The organism is Herbaspirillum sp. Her3, from assembly GCF_057961275.1.
On the sequence record NZ_CM176328.1, the window covers coordinates 250,648 to 267,030 of the forward strand.

The 16,383-nt window shown below is 63.9% G+C and carries 15 protein-coding genes; 3 read left to right on the forward strand and 12 right to left on the reverse strand.

The window, feature by feature from the left end:
* Positions 1–3: 3 nt before the first annotated feature.
* Positions 4–2,670: a DNA topoisomerase III gene (locus ACVC5H_RS01145; protein ID WP_489620592.1), complete on the forward strand. Its 2,667-nt coding sequence runs from the start codon at positions 4–6 to the stop codon at positions 2,668–2,670.
* Between the two features lie 215 nt (positions 2,671–2,885).
* On the opposite strand, the gene ACVC5H_RS01150 is transcribed toward ACVC5H_RS01145, so the two are convergent.
* Positions 2,886–3,662, reverse strand: a complete 777-nt coding sequence (locus tag ACVC5H_RS01150; protein ID WP_044531587.1) for an exodeoxyribonuclease III — start codon at positions 3,660–3,662, stop codon at positions 2,886–2,888.
* A 174-nt stretch (positions 3,663–3,836) separates the two neighbouring features.
* Between ACVC5H_RS01150 and pyrE the strand changes: the two genes are divergently transcribed.
* Positions 3,837–4,496: an orotate phosphoribosyltransferase gene (gene pyrE / locus ACVC5H_RS01155; protein WP_489620593.1), complete on the forward strand. Its 660-nt coding sequence runs from the start codon at positions 3,837–3,839 to the stop codon at positions 4,494–4,496.
* A 90-nt stretch (positions 4,497–4,586) separates the two neighbouring features.
* Here the strand turns inward: pyrE and ACVC5H_RS01160 are convergent, their stop codons facing one another.
* The 6 genes from ACVC5H_RS01160 to ACVC5H_RS01185 all read right to left on the reverse strand — a co-directional run bounded on the left by ACVC5H_RS01160 (position 4,587) and on the right by ACVC5H_RS01185 (position 8,994).
* Positions 4,587–5,087: a LapA family protein gene (locus ACVC5H_RS01160; protein WP_489620594.1), complete on the reverse strand. Its 501-nt coding sequence runs from the start codon at positions 5,085–5,087 to the stop codon at positions 4,587–4,589.
* A 177-nt stretch (positions 5,088–5,264) separates the two neighbouring features.
* Positions 5,265–5,792 (reverse strand): TlpA family protein disulfide reductase, encoded by a 528-nt coding sequence (locus ACVC5H_RS01165; protein WP_489620595.1) that lies wholly within the window; start codon positions 5,790–5,792, stop codon positions 5,265–5,267.
* Positions 5,793–5,967: 175 nt separating this feature from the next.
* Entirely contained in the window at positions 5,968–6,627 is a 660-nt protein-coding gene (locus ACVC5H_RS01170; protein WP_489620596.1) for a BON domain-containing protein, read from the reverse strand.
* Positions 6,620–7,216 carry a phosphoheptose isomerase gene (locus tag ACVC5H_RS01175; RefSeq protein WP_338717235.1) on the reverse strand — a complete coding sequence of 199 codons (597 nt, stop codon included), beginning with the start codon at positions 7,214–7,216 and terminating at the stop codon, positions 6,620–6,622. Before ACVC5H_RS01175 ends, ACVC5H_RS01170 begins: the two co-directional genes overlap by 8 nt.
* 121 nt (positions 7,217–7,337) lie before the next feature.
* On the reverse strand, positions 7,338–7,706 hold the full coding sequence (locus ACVC5H_RS01180) for a YraN family protein (RefSeq protein ID WP_489620597.1): 369 nt from the start codon (positions 7,704–7,706) through the stop codon (positions 7,338–7,340).
* 7 nt (positions 7,707–7,713) lie between these two features.
* Positions 7,714–8,994 (reverse strand): penicillin-binding protein activator, encoded by a 1,281-nt coding sequence (locus ACVC5H_RS01185; protein ID WP_489620598.1) that lies wholly within the window; start codon positions 8,992–8,994, stop codon positions 7,714–7,716.
* 12 nt (positions 8,995–9,006) lie between these two features.
* On the opposite strand from ACVC5H_RS01185, the gene rsmI reads away from it, so the two are divergent.
* Positions 9,007–9,921: a 16S rRNA (cytidine(1402)-2'-O)-methyltransferase gene (gene rsmI / locus ACVC5H_RS01190; protein ID WP_489620599.1), complete on the forward strand. Its 915-nt coding sequence runs from the start codon at positions 9,007–9,009 to the stop codon at positions 9,919–9,921.
* Positions 9,922–10,052: 131 nt separating this feature from the next.
* On the opposite strand, the gene ACVC5H_RS01195 is transcribed toward rsmI, so the two are convergent.
* The 5 genes from ACVC5H_RS01195 to mreC form a co-directional block, all read right to left on the reverse strand.
* A complete protein-coding gene (locus ACVC5H_RS01195; protein WP_489620600.1) occupies positions 10,053–11,258 on the reverse strand; it encodes a septal ring lytic transglycosylase RlpA family protein in 1,206 nt (401 codons plus the stop codon).
* Positions 11,259–11,431: 173 nt separating this feature from the next.
* Positions 11,432–12,541 carry a rod shape-determining protein RodA gene (rodA, locus tag ACVC5H_RS01200; RefSeq protein ID WP_489620601.1) on the reverse strand — a complete coding sequence of 370 codons (1,110 nt, stop codon included), beginning with the start codon at positions 12,539–12,541 and terminating at the stop codon, positions 11,432–11,434.
* A gap of 117 nt (positions 12,542–12,658) precedes the next feature.
* Positions 12,659–14,629, reverse strand: a complete 1,971-nt coding sequence (mrdA, locus tag ACVC5H_RS01205) for a penicillin-binding protein 2 (RefSeq protein ID WP_489620602.1) — start codon at positions 14,627–14,629, stop codon at positions 12,659–12,661.
* A gap of 19 nt (positions 14,630–14,648) precedes the next feature.
* Complete coding sequence (mreD, locus tag ACVC5H_RS01210; protein WP_489620603.1) at positions 14,649–15,158, reverse strand: rod shape-determining protein MreD; 510 nt, start codon at positions 15,156–15,158, stop codon at positions 14,649–14,651.
* Positions 15,155–16,228, reverse strand: coding sequence for a rod shape-determining protein MreC (gene mreC, locus ACVC5H_RS01215; RefSeq protein ID WP_489620604.1), 1,074 nt, complete (start codon positions 16,226–16,228; stop codon positions 15,155–15,157). The genes mreD and mreC overlap by 4 nt, the downstream gene beginning before the upstream one ends.
* Between the last annotated feature and the right edge of the window lie 155 nt (positions 16,229–16,383).

Consider the following 16,383-nt stretch of genomic DNA (forward strand, 5'->3'; position numbering starts at 1 on the left):
CTTATGAGCAAGACCCTCATCATTGCCGAGAAGCCCTCTGTCGCGAACGACATCGCGAAGACGCTCGGCGGCTTCACCAAGCACGATGAGTATTTCGAATCCGACGAGTACATCCTGTCCTCGGCCGTCGGTCACCTGCTGGAAATCGCAGTTCCCGAGGAATACGACGTCAAGCGCGGCAAGTGGAGTTTTACGCATCTGCCCATGATTCCGCCGCACTTTGCGCTGAACCCCATCGCCAAGACCGAATCGCGCCTGAAGGTGCTCTCCAAGCTCATCAAGCGCAAGGATGTGACCACCCTCATCAACGCATGTGACGCGGGCCGCGAAGGTGAACTGATCTTCCGCCTCATCGCGCAATACACCAAGGCCAAGCAGCCGGTGAAGCGCCTGTGGCTGCAATCGATGACCCCCGGCGCCATCCGCGAGGGCTTTGCCCATCTGCGCGATGATGAAGAAATGCTCCCGCTGGCCAATGCCGCGCGCTGCCGCAGCGAAGCTGACTGGCTGATCGGCATCAACGGCACTCGTGCCATGACCGCCTTCAACTCCAAGGAAGGCGGCTTCTACCTGACCACCGTGGGCCGCGTGCAGACGCCAACCCTGTCCATCGTGGTGGAGCGTGAAGAGAAGATCAAGAAGTTCGTCCCGCGCGACTACTGGGAAGTGCACGCCGAGTTCGTCTGCGCGGCCGGCATCTACAAGGGCCGCTGGCTGGACAAGGGGCACAAGAAGGATGAAGCCGACCCCGAGAAGCGCCCCGAGCGCCTGTGGAGCAAAGCGGCTGCGGACTCCATCGTGGCCGCTTGCCGCGACAAGCAGGGCAACGTCACCGAGGAATCCAAGCCGACCACGCAGATGTCGCCGGGCCTGTTCGACCTGACCAGCCTGCAGCGCGAGGCCAACTCGCGCTTTGGCTTCTCGGCCAAGAACACCCTGGGCCTGGCCCAGGCGCTGTATGAAAAGCACAAGGTGCTGACCTATCCGCGTACCGATTCGCGCCACCTGCCCGAGGACTACATCAACACGGTCAAGGACACCATGGAGGCGCTGGCGGAGAACAACAACTACCACCAGTTCTCCAAGCAGATCCTGAAGCAAGGCTGGGTCAAGCCCAACAAGCGCATCTTCGACAACACCAAGATCAGCGACCACTTCGCCATCATCCCGACCACCCAGGTGCCCAAGAACCTGTCGGAGCCGGAACAGAAGCTCTACGACCTGGTGACGCGCCGCTTCATGGCGGTGTTCTTCCCGCCGGCCGAGTTCCAGGTGACCACCCGTTTCACGGAAGTGTCGGGCCACCAGTTCAAGAGCGAAGGCAAGGTCATGATCAACCCCGGCTGGCTGGCCATCTACGGCAAGCAGGTCGAGGAAGACGACAAGGACAAGGAAGGCGGCGGCAACCTGGTGGCCGTGGCCCCGGGCGAGAAGGTCAAGACCGACAAGGTCACCGCCAACGGCCTGGTCACCAAACCGCCCGCCCGCTACACCGAAGCCACGCTGCTGTCGGCCATGGAAGGCGCGGGCAAGCTGGTGGATTCGGATGAACTGCGCGAAGCGATGGCTGGCAAGGGCCTGGGCACGCCGGCCACGCGCGCGGCCATCATCGAAGGTCTGCTCAACGAAAAGTACCTGATCCGCGAAGGGCGTGAAATGATGCCCACCGCCAAGGCCTTCCAGCTGATGACGCTGCTGCACGGCCTGGGCGTGGATGAACTGACCGAACCCGAACTGACCGGCGAGTGGGAACACAAACTGGCCCAGATGGAGCGCGGCAAGATCAGCCGTGACGAGTTCATGCGCGAGATCGCGCAGATGACCCAGATCATCGTCAAGCGCGCCAAGGAATACGACAACGACACCATCCCCGGCGACTACGCGACGCTGAAGACGCCTTGCCCCAACTGCGGTGGCGTGGTGAAGGAAAATTACCGCCGCTTCGCTTGTACCAAGTGCGAATTCTCGATGAGCAAGGTGCCCGGTGGTCGTCAGTTCGAGATCGCCGAAGTGGAAGAGCTGCTGCAGAACCGCACCATCGGCCCGCTGCAGGGCTTCCGTTCCAAGATGGGCCGTCCGTTCGCGGCCATCCTGAAGATTTCGCGCGACGAAGAGATCAAGAACTTCAAGCTGGAATTCGACTTCGGCCAGGATCAGTCCGAAGGCGAAGGCGGCGAACCGGTCGACTTCAGCGAGCAGACCCCGCTGGGCGCCTGCCCCAAGTGCGGCAGCGGCGTCTACGAAATGGGCCTGGCCTATGTCTGCGAAAAGACCGTCGCCAAGCCCAAGGCCTGCGACTTCCGCAGCAGCCGCATCATCCTGCAGCAGGAAATCCTGCCGGAGCAGATGGCCAAGCTCTTGAACGACGGCAAGACCGATCTGCTGCCGGGCTTCATCTCGCAGCGCACGCGCCGGCCTTTCAAGGCTTTCCTGGTGCGTGGCAAGGATGGCAAGATCAGCTTCGAGTTCGAGGAACGCAAGGCCAAGGCACCTGCCAAGGGCAAGGCGGCAGCAGCGGAGGCTGATGACGGTGCCGATGAGGCAGTCGCCAAGCCGGCCGCCAAGAAGACGACGGCCAAGACCGCTGCCACCAAGACCAAGGCGGCGGCTGCCAAGAAGCCGGCCCTGCGCAAGGCGACGCCGAAGAAGGCGGCGGCTCCTGACGCCTGATTTCCGGCCGGCCGGAAACGACAAAGCCCTCGCATTTCACGGTGCGAGGGCTTTGTTTTTTTGCGAACGATTTTTCACCTATCCCCGTTCGGACTGAGTAGGCCCGCAGGGCCGTATCGAAGGATCGCCGTCCGTCGCAACGGCCGCTGCGTCTTCGATACGCGGCTGTGCCGCTACTCAGCCCGAACGGTGGGTGGGTGTTTTTCCGTGTTTGTTCAGTCGCTGTACACCACCGTCAACGGCGCATGATCCGAAAAGCGCTGTTCCTTGTAGATCGCCGCACTCACCGCCTTGGCGGCGATGCCCGGCGTGGCGACGTGGTAATCGATACGCCACCCCACGTTGTTGGCCCAGGCCTGGCCGCGGTTGCTCCACCAGGTGTAGGCTTCGCCGGTGGTCTCCGGATGCAGGCGGCGATACACATCCACCAGGCCCAACTGGTCAAAAATGCGCGTCATCCAGGCGCGTTCTTCCGGCAAAAAGCCCGAATTCTTCTGGTTGCTCTTCCAGTTCTTCAGGTCGATTTCCTTGTGGGCGATGTTCCAGTCGCCGCAGATGACCACTTCGCGGCCACTCTTTTCCAGTTCCATCAGGTGCGGCAGGAAGGCTTCCATGAAGCGGAACTTGGCTTCCTGGCGTTCCTCGCTGGAGGAGCCCGAAGGCGCATAGAGCGAGATCACGGTCAGGTCGCCATAGTCGCATTCGACATAGCGGCCTTCGTCATCGAATTCGGTATTGCCAAAGCCGATGCGCACCGAGTCCGGCTGGCGGCGGCTGTAGACGCCCACACCCGAGTAGCCCTTCTTCTGGGCATAGTGGAAATGGCCGACGTAGCCGGCCGGGGCCAGGAATTCATCGGTCATGTCGGCCGCCTGGGCCTTCAGTTCCTGCACGCACACGAAGTCCGGCGCTTCCTTTTGCAGCCACTCGAAAAAGCCCTTCTTGGCGGCCGAGCGGATTCCGTTGAGGTTGGCGGAGACGATTTTTGGCATGGATGTCCTGTTTGCTTGCTGCGCAAGAGTGTTCATTAAGCCCGGTAGCATAACCGATAGGATGAATCATTTAAAATGGCGGCCTGATGAAGGCTTTGCCACCGCCCTGCTTTGCCCTCGGGCAAGCGGGCGCGGCCCGCACCTTCCGTTTTGACTCTTCCCGGGAAATGCATTGTGAGCAACTTGAGACAGGAATTCATCGAATTCGCGGTATCGGCCGGCGTGCTGCGCTTTGGCGAATTCGTCACCAAGGCGGGCCGTACCTCGCCTTACTTCTTCAACGCCGGCCTCTTCAGCGAGGGCGCAACGCTGGCCCAGGTGGCCCGCTTCTACGCCCAGACCCTGCAGGATGCGGGCGTGGAATATGACATGCTGTTCGGTCCCGCCTACAAGGGCATCACCCTGGCTTCGGCCACCGCCGTGGCGCTGGCCGGCATGGGCCGCAACGTGCCCTTCGCCTTCAACCGCAAGGAAGCCAAGGACCACGGCGAAGGCGGCACCATCGTCGGTGCCAAGCTGCAGGGCAAGGTCGTCATCATCGATGACGTGATCTCGGCCGGCACCTCGGTGCGCGAATCGGTGGACATGATCCGCGCCGCCGGCGCCACGCCCTGCGCCGTGCTGATCGCGCTGGACCGCATGGAGCGCTCGGGCAAGGATGGCGCACTGTCCGAACTGTCGGCAGTGCAGGAAGTGGCGCGCGAATACGGCATGCCGGTCATTTCCATCGGCAACCTCAATGACCTCTTCGAGTACATCTCCAACGGCGGCGATGCGCGCCTGGGCCAGTACAAGGATGCCGTGGCAGCCTATCGGACCCGTTACGGCGTCTAAGTACCCCGCAAATGGCCGTAAAAGGCAATAGATGAAGAAAAAGGCTGGATCCGCGAGGTTCCAGCCTTTTTTGCAGGTGTGTTGGAAGGTTTATGCCAAATTCTGGACCACTCCGGTCGCGCGCTGACGCTGCAGCCGGTCATCCAGCTCGCCGACCTGGGCCGCCACGGCATTTTCGGTCTGTTCCACGCGCAGGTGGATGTCACGCTGCAAGGCATCCAGGCGCTGCGCCAGCAGGGTTTGCTGTTCGGTCTGGCGGCGTTGCAGCTGTTCCAGCTCGGCCTTCAGATAGCCGCGCAGGTCGTTGAAGCGCGAATGCTCGGCCTGGTCCGCCAGGGCGCGCTGGGCTTCCAGTTGCTTGGTCAGGCGTCGGCTTTCCAGCATCACGCTGGTCTGCAGGGCCAGGATGTAGAGCTGGAAGAAGGCCGTCAGCACGACAACAACCCCCAACATCACCGCGCCCAGCGGCGCCTGGAATTCGGTGTAGATCAGCGACAGGGTGGTCGTGGCCGTGAAGGCCGTCCAGTTGATGGCAGCGAAGATGGCGACCAGCGCCAGCAGCACAATCAGGAAAATGGTCCGGAATTTCATGTCAGCCTCCTTTGTTGTGAAGGTGTCGGCAGAGGCACGCGAGTGCTTGTCATGACGACAATATGAATATCTTGGACTACGGCACGCGCGAGGATGTTCCTTGCAGTTGCCATCCTGCAATCGGAAATGAAAAAGCCGGCATCAAGCCGGCTATCGGGGATGCGTAGCGGAGACGACTCAGGCGGCAGCCAGTGCCTTTTCCAGCAACTGGTGCAATTCGGCAAACTGCGGTTCGCCCACGTAGCGCTTGATGATGTTGCCATCCTTGCCGATGACGAAGGTGGTCGGGGTCAGCTTGACGTCGCCGAAGGCGTTGGCCAGCTTGTCTTGCGGGTCCAGGGCGACCTTGAAGGGGAGCTTGCGGGTTTCGGTGTAGTTCAGCACGTAGTTGGGCGGGTCATAGCTCATGGCCACGGCCACGAAGTCCAGGCCACGGTCCTTGAACTTGTTGTAGGTCTCGATCATCTTCGGCATCTCGCCCACGCAGGTGGTGCAGCTGGTGGCCCAGAAATTGACCATGACCACCTTGCCGCGCAAGTCCTTCAGCGCAACCTTCTGGCCATCGAGCTTGGTGAAGGTGACGTCGGGCGCGGCGTTGCCGGCATTGACCTTGAAATAGGCGAAGGCGGCGATGGCCGCCACCAGGGCCACTGCGGCCAGCTTGATCATGAGACCGCTCTTGGGAGCGTTTGCCTGTGCTTGCATGGGAAACTCCGGATGGACAATGCCGAAAGAGGCAAAAGAGGCGCACAAGGTGTCGTATGCGTCCCCGTTGAACTGAAGCATTATAGACCGCCGCGCCAGAACGTGCGGACGCGCCTGCATGTGAAAACCGCCGGACGGACCGGCGGTTTGACCTGCATCAGGGGCGATCCTGCGCTCAGCTGGTGGACTTGTTCTCGTCGGCCGGCTTGCGCTGGTAATCCTTCAACTGCTCCTCGGTGATGTACTCGAACAGGGTGATGACCTTGTTCACGCCCGAGACGCCGCTGGCGATCTGCGCGGCACGCTGGCCTTCACGCTGGGTTACGCGGCCCATCATGTAGACGATGCCGCGCTCGGTGGTGATCTTGAAGGCGCTGGAGTACAGCGTCTTGTCGTCCACCAGGCTGGCCAGCACCTTGCTGGTGATGAGCGCATCGCTGGAACGCGAACCGAAGCTGGAGGCAGGGCCCACTTCCAGTTCGTTGTACACCGTCTCGACGTTCTGGATGGCCTTGGTTTCACGCTCGGCGGCAGCCTTGGAGGCTTCGTCGGGCACTTCGCCGGACAGCAGCACCTTGCGGTTGAAGGCCGTCACGTTGACGTGGGAACCGGCGGCCACCACGTCGGGAATGCGGGCTTCGCCCTTGACCACGATCGATTTGTCTTCCGTCTGCGCACCCAGGGTGCGGCGGTCGGTGGCGGCAAAGGTGGTGGCCAGCGCGCCGCCGGCAAAGACTGCAAAACAGCCCTGCAGGCTCAGGGCCAGCATGCCACCCAGGGCCACGGCCGCCAGGGGGCGGCGCAGGCGGGTCGACAACGATCGTGCATCACTCATTCGCATCATCTCCAAAAAGCGCGACGTCGATACCGTCGCAAATGCAGTGCAGCGACACCAGATGCACTTCCTGGATGCGCGCGGTACGGTCATGCGGCACACAGATATGCACATCGGCATCGGTCAGGATCTTGCCGATCTTGCCACCGCCCTTGCCGGTCAGCGCCACCACGCGCATGTCGCGTTCGTGGGCCACTTCGATGGCGGCCAGGATGTTGCCCGAATTGCCCGAGGTCGAGAAGGCCAGCAGGATGTCGCCGGCCTGGCCGAAGGCCTGGACTTGCTTCGAGAAGATTTCCTGGTAGCTGTAATCGTTACCGACCGCCGTGAGGATGGAGGTATCGGTGGTCAGGGCCAGTGCCGGCAGCGGCAGGCGCTCGCGTTCGAAGCGGCCTACCAGTTCGGCGGCGAAGTGCTGGCTGTCAGCTGCCGAACCGCCGTTGCCACAGGCAAGAATCTTGTTGCCATTCGACAGTGCGGTGAACATAAGTTCAATCGCCTGTTCGATCGGTTGTGCCAACACGTTGGCGGCCTTCATCTTCAGGTCGGCGCTTTCCTGGAAATGGGCGAGGATGCGGGGATTTGTCATAGTGCCTGCGATTATAGAGGACTTGAAAGCATCCAAGTCCGTGCAATTCGTAAAGAGAAGTTTCCGGAATCCGGTCGCACATGATACGCCAGCCCAGGCGGGATGCACCAATCCTGGCGGTTCATGCGCTGATGGCGTTGCGCAGCCACTGCAACTGGCCACCCTCGAAGGCGATCACGTCGAAGCGGCATGGAGGGAGCCTGGACTGTCCTTGCAGCCACACCTGTGCCGCCAGCAGCAGGCGCCGCTGCTTGGCCGGGGTGACGCTGGCCGCTGCCCCGCCAAAGGCGGCGCTGGCGCGGGCGCGCACTTCCACGAAGACCACCGTGGACCCTTCGCGCAGGATCAGGTCGATTTCGCCACCCTTGCAGCGGAAATTGCGCTCCACCAGCGACAAGCCCTGGCGCTGCAGATAGGCCAGGGCCTGGTCCTCGGCCGCATCGCCGCTGCGCTGGCGGGAAGTCCTCCGCAGCAGATCGCGCAGCGTCACGGCCGCCTCAGTACTGGTCGGCCAGCGGCACCGGCCAGCCATCCCGGTAGACGGCCTGGGTTTCCTGGCGCTGGAAGAAGGTGGTGCCGCCGCTGGCCATGTTCACGCTCAGGCGTCCGGTGACGCCATCGATGTCGAAGGCCGATTGCCGCTGGGCCAGGCCATAGGCCACCCGATAGGCGTCGATGCCCAGGGCATACAGGCGCGCCAGGTCGGGATTGGGACGCTCGCCGTCATTGACGGCCGGACGCGGATAGCGGGCCACGGCCACGTTGTCGGCCTGCAGTTGCCAGGGGACGTCGATCAGACGCACGCCATCCAGCTCGGGCAGCTTGTCGTTGGGGTTGTCGCGCTTGAGGGTGTAGGGATTGATCTGCGAGGTGCCGTAGAGCGGCAGGTCGTTGCCCACGGCATTGCGCAGCTGCACGGTCTGCGCCGCATCCAGGGCCACGAAGATCAGGGCCGGCTTTTCCTGCTCCACCCGCTTGGCCAGTTGCGCCAGGCCGGGGGCGGAGAGGGCGTTGGCGGGCGTGCTCAGCTCCAGCGTATCGACCTGCATGCCCAGCTGGCGCGCGCGCAGCTGGAAGGAGCGGGCGGCGCGCTTTTGCCAGGCGGTGCCGGTGGAAATGGCGAAGATCTTGCCAGGCGCCTTTTCCTTCTCGACCCAGTTGGCGACCTGGCGCGCTTCTTCATCGATGGACAGGCCCACGGCCAGCATCTGCGGCGGCAGCGGCAATTCAGCTTCGCCATTCATGTCGGGCTGGGCCAGCGCCACGGTGGGTTTTGTTACCCGGCCGCTCTGGGCCACGGCAGTCACGGCGCTGCGCGAAAGCGGGCCGACCAGGATGTCGTACTTGCTTGAAGCATCGTCATAGGCGCGCTGCATGTCGGGCGCAGAGTCGCCGGTCTCGACGATGGACAGCTGGATGTTTTCCTTCTGACGCGAATAGGCCGTCAGGAAGCCCGTACGCACCGCATCGGCGGCAGCACCAAAGGCGCCGGTGCGGGCGGGCAGCAGCAAGGCCATGCGCACGGGCGTGGAGGTGAAAGCGGTGGCCGATATCGCGGGCGTGGTCGGCACGGCGGGCAGGGTGGGCGTGCCTTCGGCCGCCTTCTCCATCTCCGGCGAGGTGCCCGGCGGTAGTGCCAGGGGGGCTGCAGGCGTGGCAGCCTGGGCCAGCAGAGGTACACTGTCGGCTGCTGCGGCGCTGGCCGTCATCATCCATGGTGCCAGCATGCCTGCCAGCAGTGCCGCGTGCGCGGTCATTTTCTTCCAACCTGTGAACATCCCGCCCCCTCAATGAATCAGAATTCCAGCGTAGCCGCTTCCATCCTGCAGGATGCCGCCCAGCAAAGCTATCCGGTGTCGGCATTATATGTGCTGGCCACGCCCATCGGAAACGTCTGCGACATCACCCTGCGCGGCCTGCATGTCCTGGCCATCGCCGATGCGGTGGCCTGCGAGGATACCCGCAACACCAGCCAGTTGCTGCAGCGCTATGGCTTGTCCAAACAGCTGCTTGCGACCCATGAACACAACGAGCGCGAAGCCGCTGCCAAGATCGTCGAACGGTTGAAGGCAGGCCAGCGCGTGGCTCTGGTCTCGGACGCCGGCACACCGGCCGTCTCCGACCCCGGCGCCCGTGTAGTGGACGCCGTGCGCGCGGCAGGGTTCCAGGTCATTGCGCTGCCCGGTGCGTCGGCGGCGGTGACGGCCTTGTCGGCCTCGGGCCTGACCGATGCGCGTTTCTACTTCGTCGGCTTCCTGCCGGCCAAGACCCGCCAGCGCGAGACTGCCCTGCAGGAACTGGTCGCCGTGCAGGCCGCCCTGGTCTTCTATGAAGCCCCGCATCGCATCGTCGAGACCGTGCAGTCGATGCTGCAGGTGTTTGGTCCCACGCGCCAGATCGTATTGGCGCGCGAGCTGACCAAGCTCTTCGAGCACATCCACCGCTGCCCGCTGGGCGAGGCGCTGGCCTGGCTGGAACAGGATCCCAACCGCCAGCGCGGTGAATTCGTGGTCTTGCTGGAAGGGGCGCAGCCGGTCGAGGGCGAGGATGCCGAAGGCGAGCGCGTGCTGCGCATCCTGCTGGAAGAGTTGCCGGTCAAGCAGGCCGCCGCGCTGGCCGCGCAGATCACCGGCCAGAAGAAGAATGCCTTGTATGAGCGCGCCCTGCAGATCCGGCAGGGTGGGCAGGAGGATGGCGAGGCCTGAGAAGCCTCAGCTCGCCCGGTAGAGCCCGCCCGGGCTCTTAAATGAAGGTTTGCGCGGAGCCGCCCGCGCAGCGCTCCTCACAGAGCCACCTGCACAAGGCAGGTGAACATTTTTCCCAAAACTCAGGAAATTCAGCGCTCCACGATGAAGGGCGTGCCGGCGCTGCGCTGGCGCACCAGCATGGCGGCATTCTGCGCTGCCGGGCGGGTCGGGTAGGGGCCGGCATAGAGGCGATAGAGGCCATTGACCTGTACCGCCTGCATGCTGTCGACGATGCCCGTGAGGCTGGGCAGCAGCTTGTCGCGCGCCACCAGGGCATTGGCTTCCTGCGAATAGGCGCCGAACTGCAGGTAATAGCCGGCCGTCAGCGGCACGGCCTGGGGCATGGCCGGCGAGGGCGACGAACCGCTGGCCACGGCATTGATGATGCCGCCGCCACCGGCCAGCCCGGCGCCGCCGGCGGCACTGGTGGTGCTGGCGTTGATGGGCTGCACCGCAGCCACGGTAGGCTGCGGCGGCAGGCTTTGCGCGGTCACGGTATTGATTTCCACTGCACCGGTGGCCACGCCCTGGCTACCGGCGCCGGTATCGGCGGCGCGGTTGATGGGATCGGCGGCCGCCAGCGTGGTGGTGCCACCATTGCGGCGGGCATCGGCCATGCGCTGGGCTTCGTCTGGCAGGATGCGCTCGACTTCCAGTTCGCTGCTGCCGTTGCCCAGATAGCCGAGCTTGAGCGCGGCCGTATAGGAAAGGTCGATGATGCGGTTGGAGTGGAACGGACCGCGGTCATTGATGCGCACGATGACCTGCTTGCCGGTCTTCAGGTTGGTCACCCGGGCATAGGACGGGATGGGCAGCGTGGGGTGCGCGGCCGTCATCTTGTACATGTCGTAGAGCTCGCCCGAGGAGGTCTTCTGGCCGTGGAATTTCTTGCCATACCAGCTGCCGATGCCGCGCTGGATGAAAGGCTGGTTGTTGTCCGTGATGGGCACGTAGGTCTTGCCGAACACCGCATAGGGTCGGCTGGCGGCCTTGGAGACCGGTTCCACCTGCGGTTCGGCATCAGCCACGTCCAACAGGCCATCGGGGATATGGTCGCCCGGGCCGTCATCCTTGTAGTAGCCGCCCCGTCCGGAGCCTGCCGGCGGCAGCGCCGGGACGTTGGAAGGCCGTCCGCCGGACCTGGTGGCGGTGCCCGTCGCCTCTGCGGTCTGGCGCGGTGCCTGCTGGGTGGTGCCGCAGGCGGCCAGCAGCAAGGGCAGCAGCAGCGTGCCACAGCGCAGGGCCGCGCCCCAGGAGGCGAGCCGGTCGTGATGTTCTAGAGTGGATGTGCCCATAGCCTGTCCTTGATCAACAGTCGATGCGCGGGGCCTGGTGAAGCCAGCCCCGGCCGGAATGTTCGCAACGATACCAGAGTGCAATGCACCGAGGCTGACAACTCGTCAGTGCCGCAAGTTCACGGCCGCGACCGGACTTGTCGGATGGGCAACAACGAAAGTGCGCCTGCGGATCAGCTTTGCACCAGCTTGCGGTGCCGCTGGATGCTCATCAGGATGCCCGCACCCAGGCCCAGCGTCACCAGGGCGGTGCCGCCATAGCTCATGAAGGGCAGCGGCACGCCCACCACCGGCAGGATGCCGCTGACCATGCCCATGTTCACGAAGGCATAGGTGAAGAAGATCATGGTGATGGCCCCGCCCAACAGACGCGTGAAGAGCGTCGGCGCATTGGCCGTGATCATCAGGCCGCGCCCGATCAGCAGCAGGTACAGCACCAGCAGCACGATGTTGCCGATGAGCCCGAACTCCTCCGAATAGACCGAGAAGATGAAGTCGGTAGTGCGTTCGGGGATGAATTCCAGGTGGGTCTGCGTACCCATCAGCCAGCCCTTGCCGGTCACCCCGCCGGAGCCGATGGCGATGGTCGACTGGATGATGTGGAAGCCCTTGCCCAGCGGGTCGGAGGTCGGGTCGATCAGCATCATGACGCGCTGGCGCTGGTAATCGTGCATGAAGGACCACACCACCGGCAGGCTGGCCGCGCCGGCAATGACCAGGCCCACCAGGATCTTCCAGGGCAATCCGGCAAAGAAGATCACGTAGAAGCCGGCCGCCAGCACCAGCAGGCCCGTGCCCAGGTCAGGCTGGCGGATGATCAGGAAGCCCGGGATCAGCAGCAGGATCGCCGCCACGAAGAAGGCATCCCAACGCAGCATGCCTTCGCGCTTCTGGAAGTACCAGGCCAGCATCAGCGGCATGGCGATCTTCATGATCTCCGAAGGCTGCACCACCACGCCGATGTTGAGCCAGCGGCGCGAGCCCTTCTTGATGATGCCGAACAGGGCCACCGCAATCAACAGCGTCACGCCCACCGTATAGACCGGCACGGCGATGCGCAGCAGCAGCTGCGGCGAGATGTTGGCGGCGATCCACATGATGATGAAGGCCACCAGGATGTTGCGCAGCTGGTCTTCCACCCGGCCCGGGAAGTTCATCCCGGCCGAATAGAGCGTGACGATGCCCACGCAGACGATCAGGAACACGATCAGCGACAGGGCGCCGTCGAATACCGTCAGGTGCGGCTTGATGATGTGCCACAGGGGCGGACGTTGCAGGCTCATGCCGGCTCCTCGTGCGTACAGCTTGTTGCGGTGTCAGGCCTTGCGCCGGGCCGTTGCCCTTGCGCAAGCGTTCATATCAGGTGCCAGAAGTGCCAGGGTGCCTGCGGGGCACAGGCGTCATTCCTGCACATCCGGCTGGACCGTCGGCGTGGTGGTGCTTTCCTCGGTGGTCGGGCCTTCGACCGGGGTATCGGCGCTCACCGGTTCGTTGGGTGCCACCGACTTGATCGGCTCGTTGGGGCGCTTGCCCAGCATGAAGTAGTCCATTGCCTTGCGCACCAGAGGCGCGGCCACCCCGGCACCCCAGCCACCGTTCTCGACCACCGCAGCAATGGCGATGCGCGGCGCATCGGCGGGCGCAAAGCCGATATAGAGACCGTTGTCGTGGAAGATGCGCGAGAGCTTCTTCGAATCATACTTCTGGTTCTTGGCGATGTTGACCACCTGCGCCGTACCGGTCTTGCCGCCCGAGTCGTAGGGCGCACCCCGGAAGGCGGCAGCGCCCGTGCCTTCCTTGACCACGCCGACCATGGCGCGTTTGATGAAGTCGATGTTTTCCTGCTTCAGGGGGATGCGATAGCTTTCCTTGGGCACGGTCTCGGTGCGCTCGTGGGTGACGCCATCCTCGATGATCTTGACCAGGTGCGGCTTCATCACCACGCCGTTGTTGGCCAGGATGGCCGTGGCCTGCGCCAGTTGCAGCGGGGTAAAGCTGTTGTAGCCCTGGCCGATGCCCAGCGAGACGGTATCGCCGGCAATCCAGCGCTTCTGTTCGGGTTTGCGGAAGGAGGTGCGTTTCCAGTCGGTGGAGGGCAGGATGCCGCGCTTCTCGTGTTCCAGGTCGATGCCGGTGATCTGGCCGAAGCCGAAGGGCTTCATGAAGTCATGGATGGCATTGACCCCCATGTCGTTGGCCAGCATGTAGTAGTAGGTATCGCAGGACACCACGATGGAGCGGTACATGTCGACGATACCGTGGCCGCCTTCCTTGTCGTCGCGGAAGCGATGGTTGCCCAGCACGAAGAAGCCCGGATCGCGAATGGCATCCTGCGGACGGCGCTTGCCCAGCTCCAGCGCGGCCAGCGCCATGAACGGTTTATAGGTCGAACCGGGCGAATACAGGCCCGACAGCGGGCGGTTCAGCAGCGGCCGGTCGGGCGATTTGTTCAACTCGTCCCAGCTCTGCTGGTCAATGCCTTCGACGAACAGGTTGGGATCGTAGGAAGGCTGCGAGACGTAGGCCAGGATGTCGCCCGTGGCCGGGTTGATCGCCACCAGCGCACCCTTCTGGTCGCCGAAGGCTTCTTCCACCACCTTCTGCAGCTCGATGTCGATGGACAGTATCAGGTTCTTGCCCGGCGTGGCCGGGGTGCGCGAGAGCGAACGCACCGCCCGTCCGCTGGCCGAGATTTCCACTTCCTCGTAGCCGGTGGTGCCGTGCAGCTGGGTTTCGTAGCTCTTTTCCAGGCCTTCCTTGCCGATGTAGTCGGTGCCGTTGTAGTTGGCTTCGTCGTCGGAATCGGCGATGCGCTCGGCATCGCGCTGGCTGATGCGGCCGATGTAACCGATCACGTGCGCGGCCGTCTTGCCATACGGATACTGGCGGAACAGGCGCGCCTGCACCTCCACGCCGGGGAAGCGATAGCGCTGGGCAGTGAACTTGGCCACTTCCTCATCGGTCAGGCGGGTACGGATGGGCACGCTTTCGAAGTTCTTGGATTCTTCCTGCAGGCGGCGGAAGCGGCGGCGGTCGCGTGGCTGGATTTCGACGATGGTGCCCAGCTCATCGATCAGGTCATCGATGTTGGTCTTGATCTTGGAGGGCGTGATTTCCAGCGTGTAGGCCGAATAGTTGCGGGCCAGCACCACGCCGTTGCGGTCCAGGATCAGGCCGCGGTTGGGCACGATGGGCACCACCGAGATGCGGTTTTCCTCGGCCTGGGCGGCATAGGCATCGTGGCGTACCACCTGCAGCCACAAGAAGCGCGCCAGCAGCAGGCTGAAGCACACCAGCACCACGGCGCTGGCGGCCAGGAGGCGCATCCGGAACAGCCTCAGCTCATGCGCGGTATTCTTGAATTCGGTCATGCTGCTTGCACCTGGCCCCTCAGATGGGGCGGTTCTCGTCGCGGTCCACGGCGCGGCGCTGCGGCGCCAGCAGCAGCATGCTCACCACCGGCCACAGCAGCGCCGAGATCACGCTCTCGCTGAAATAGAACCAGTCCGGCGACTTGCCCGTGACCATCAGCTGGATCACCAGCTGCACGGCCTGGGCCAGCAGCATCAGCGGCAGCACGTGCAGCGCCTGGGTGCGCAGCGGGAACCACAGTACGCGCCGGTGGATCATGATGGCGAAGTAGGACAGCAGGGTATAGGCCAGGGCATTCTCGCCCAAGAGCGTGGACTCGTTGACGTCCATCAGCAAGCCCATCAGGAAGGCCACGCTGATGCCGACCTTGCGCGGCTGGTGGATGTTCCAGAACACCAGCGCCAGCGCCACGAAATCAGGCACGCCGACCATCTGCCCCCAGGGCATCAGGTTCAGCACGAAAGCCATGATCAGGCTGAAGGCGATGAAGAGCGGACTGGCCGGCAGGAGGATGGTTTGATCGTTCATCGTGCGGATTCCTTGGCAGCCGGCTTGGCGGCACTGGCGGCAGCGGGCGCAGCAGGGGTGGCAGCAGCGGGCTTGGCCGGCGTCGTCACGTTGTCGGTACCCTTGCGCTCTTCTGCGGGCTTGTCCTTGGGGGTGGCGTTGGCTTCTTCGGTGCTGTTGTCGCGAGTGCTGTCGCGCAGGCGGCGCTTGAAGAGCTTGGCCGATTTTTCATCGATCACGTCCGGTTCGGGACGCGGCGGCAGGTTCTGTTCCACCAGCAGGATCAGCAGCTGGCGATGGCGGTCGATGCCGGCCAGCGGGCGGCAGACGATGCGGGCGAAGGAGTCGGCCGAGCGCGTTTCCACCAGCGCCACGGTGGCCACCGACAGGCCCGGCGGGTAGACGCCGTCGATGCCCGAGGTTACCAGCATGTCACCCTTCTGGATGTCGGCATTGGCCGGCATGAAGCGCAGGTCCAGCGCACCGGTCTGGCCTCGGCCGTAGGCTACGCTGCGCAGGCCGTTGCGCAGCACCTGCACGGGGATGGCCTGGTCCTTGTCGGTGAGCAGCGTGACTTCCGAGGTAAACGGAAACACCCGTGTCACCTGGCCCACGATGCCCACCTCGTCGATCACCGGCTGGCCCGCCATGACGCCCTGCTGCGAACCGCGGTTGAGGATGATCTTGCGGGTGAAGGGATCGCGCGCATCGTAGAGGATCTCGCCGACGATGGACTTGACCGGCACCTTCTGCTGCATGTCCAGCAGCTTGCGCAGTTGCACGTTCTCGGCCGCCAGCAGGCGTTCTTGCTGCATCAGCTGGGCGTTGACGATCTGTTGCTGGCGCAGCTCGCGGTTTTCCCGCTGCAGCGATGCCAGCGAAGAGAAATACTCGGACGAGTTGGTAAAGGCGTCGCGCGGGACCATGGCCACCGTCTGGAACGGATAGAGGGCCGTGCCCAGCGCCTGGCGCAGCGTGCCCAGCACGTGCATGCGGGCGTCGACCACCAGCATGACGACCGAGATCAATGCGAAGACGGTCACGCGCACCCGGGCGGAGGCGCCCTGCTTGAAGAGTGGTGGGATTTCCATGGCGTCAGGCCGCCGGCAGGGCCGCGTGGTGCGACCATCTGCAGGCGGAGAACTCACTTCCTGCGTCAACAACGGTAACAAAAAGGGGAGCCGAGGCGCTCATGCGAGGCCGCACAAGCCGACCCTGCGCCTTGTGCGCAAGCGGCGTGCGCATC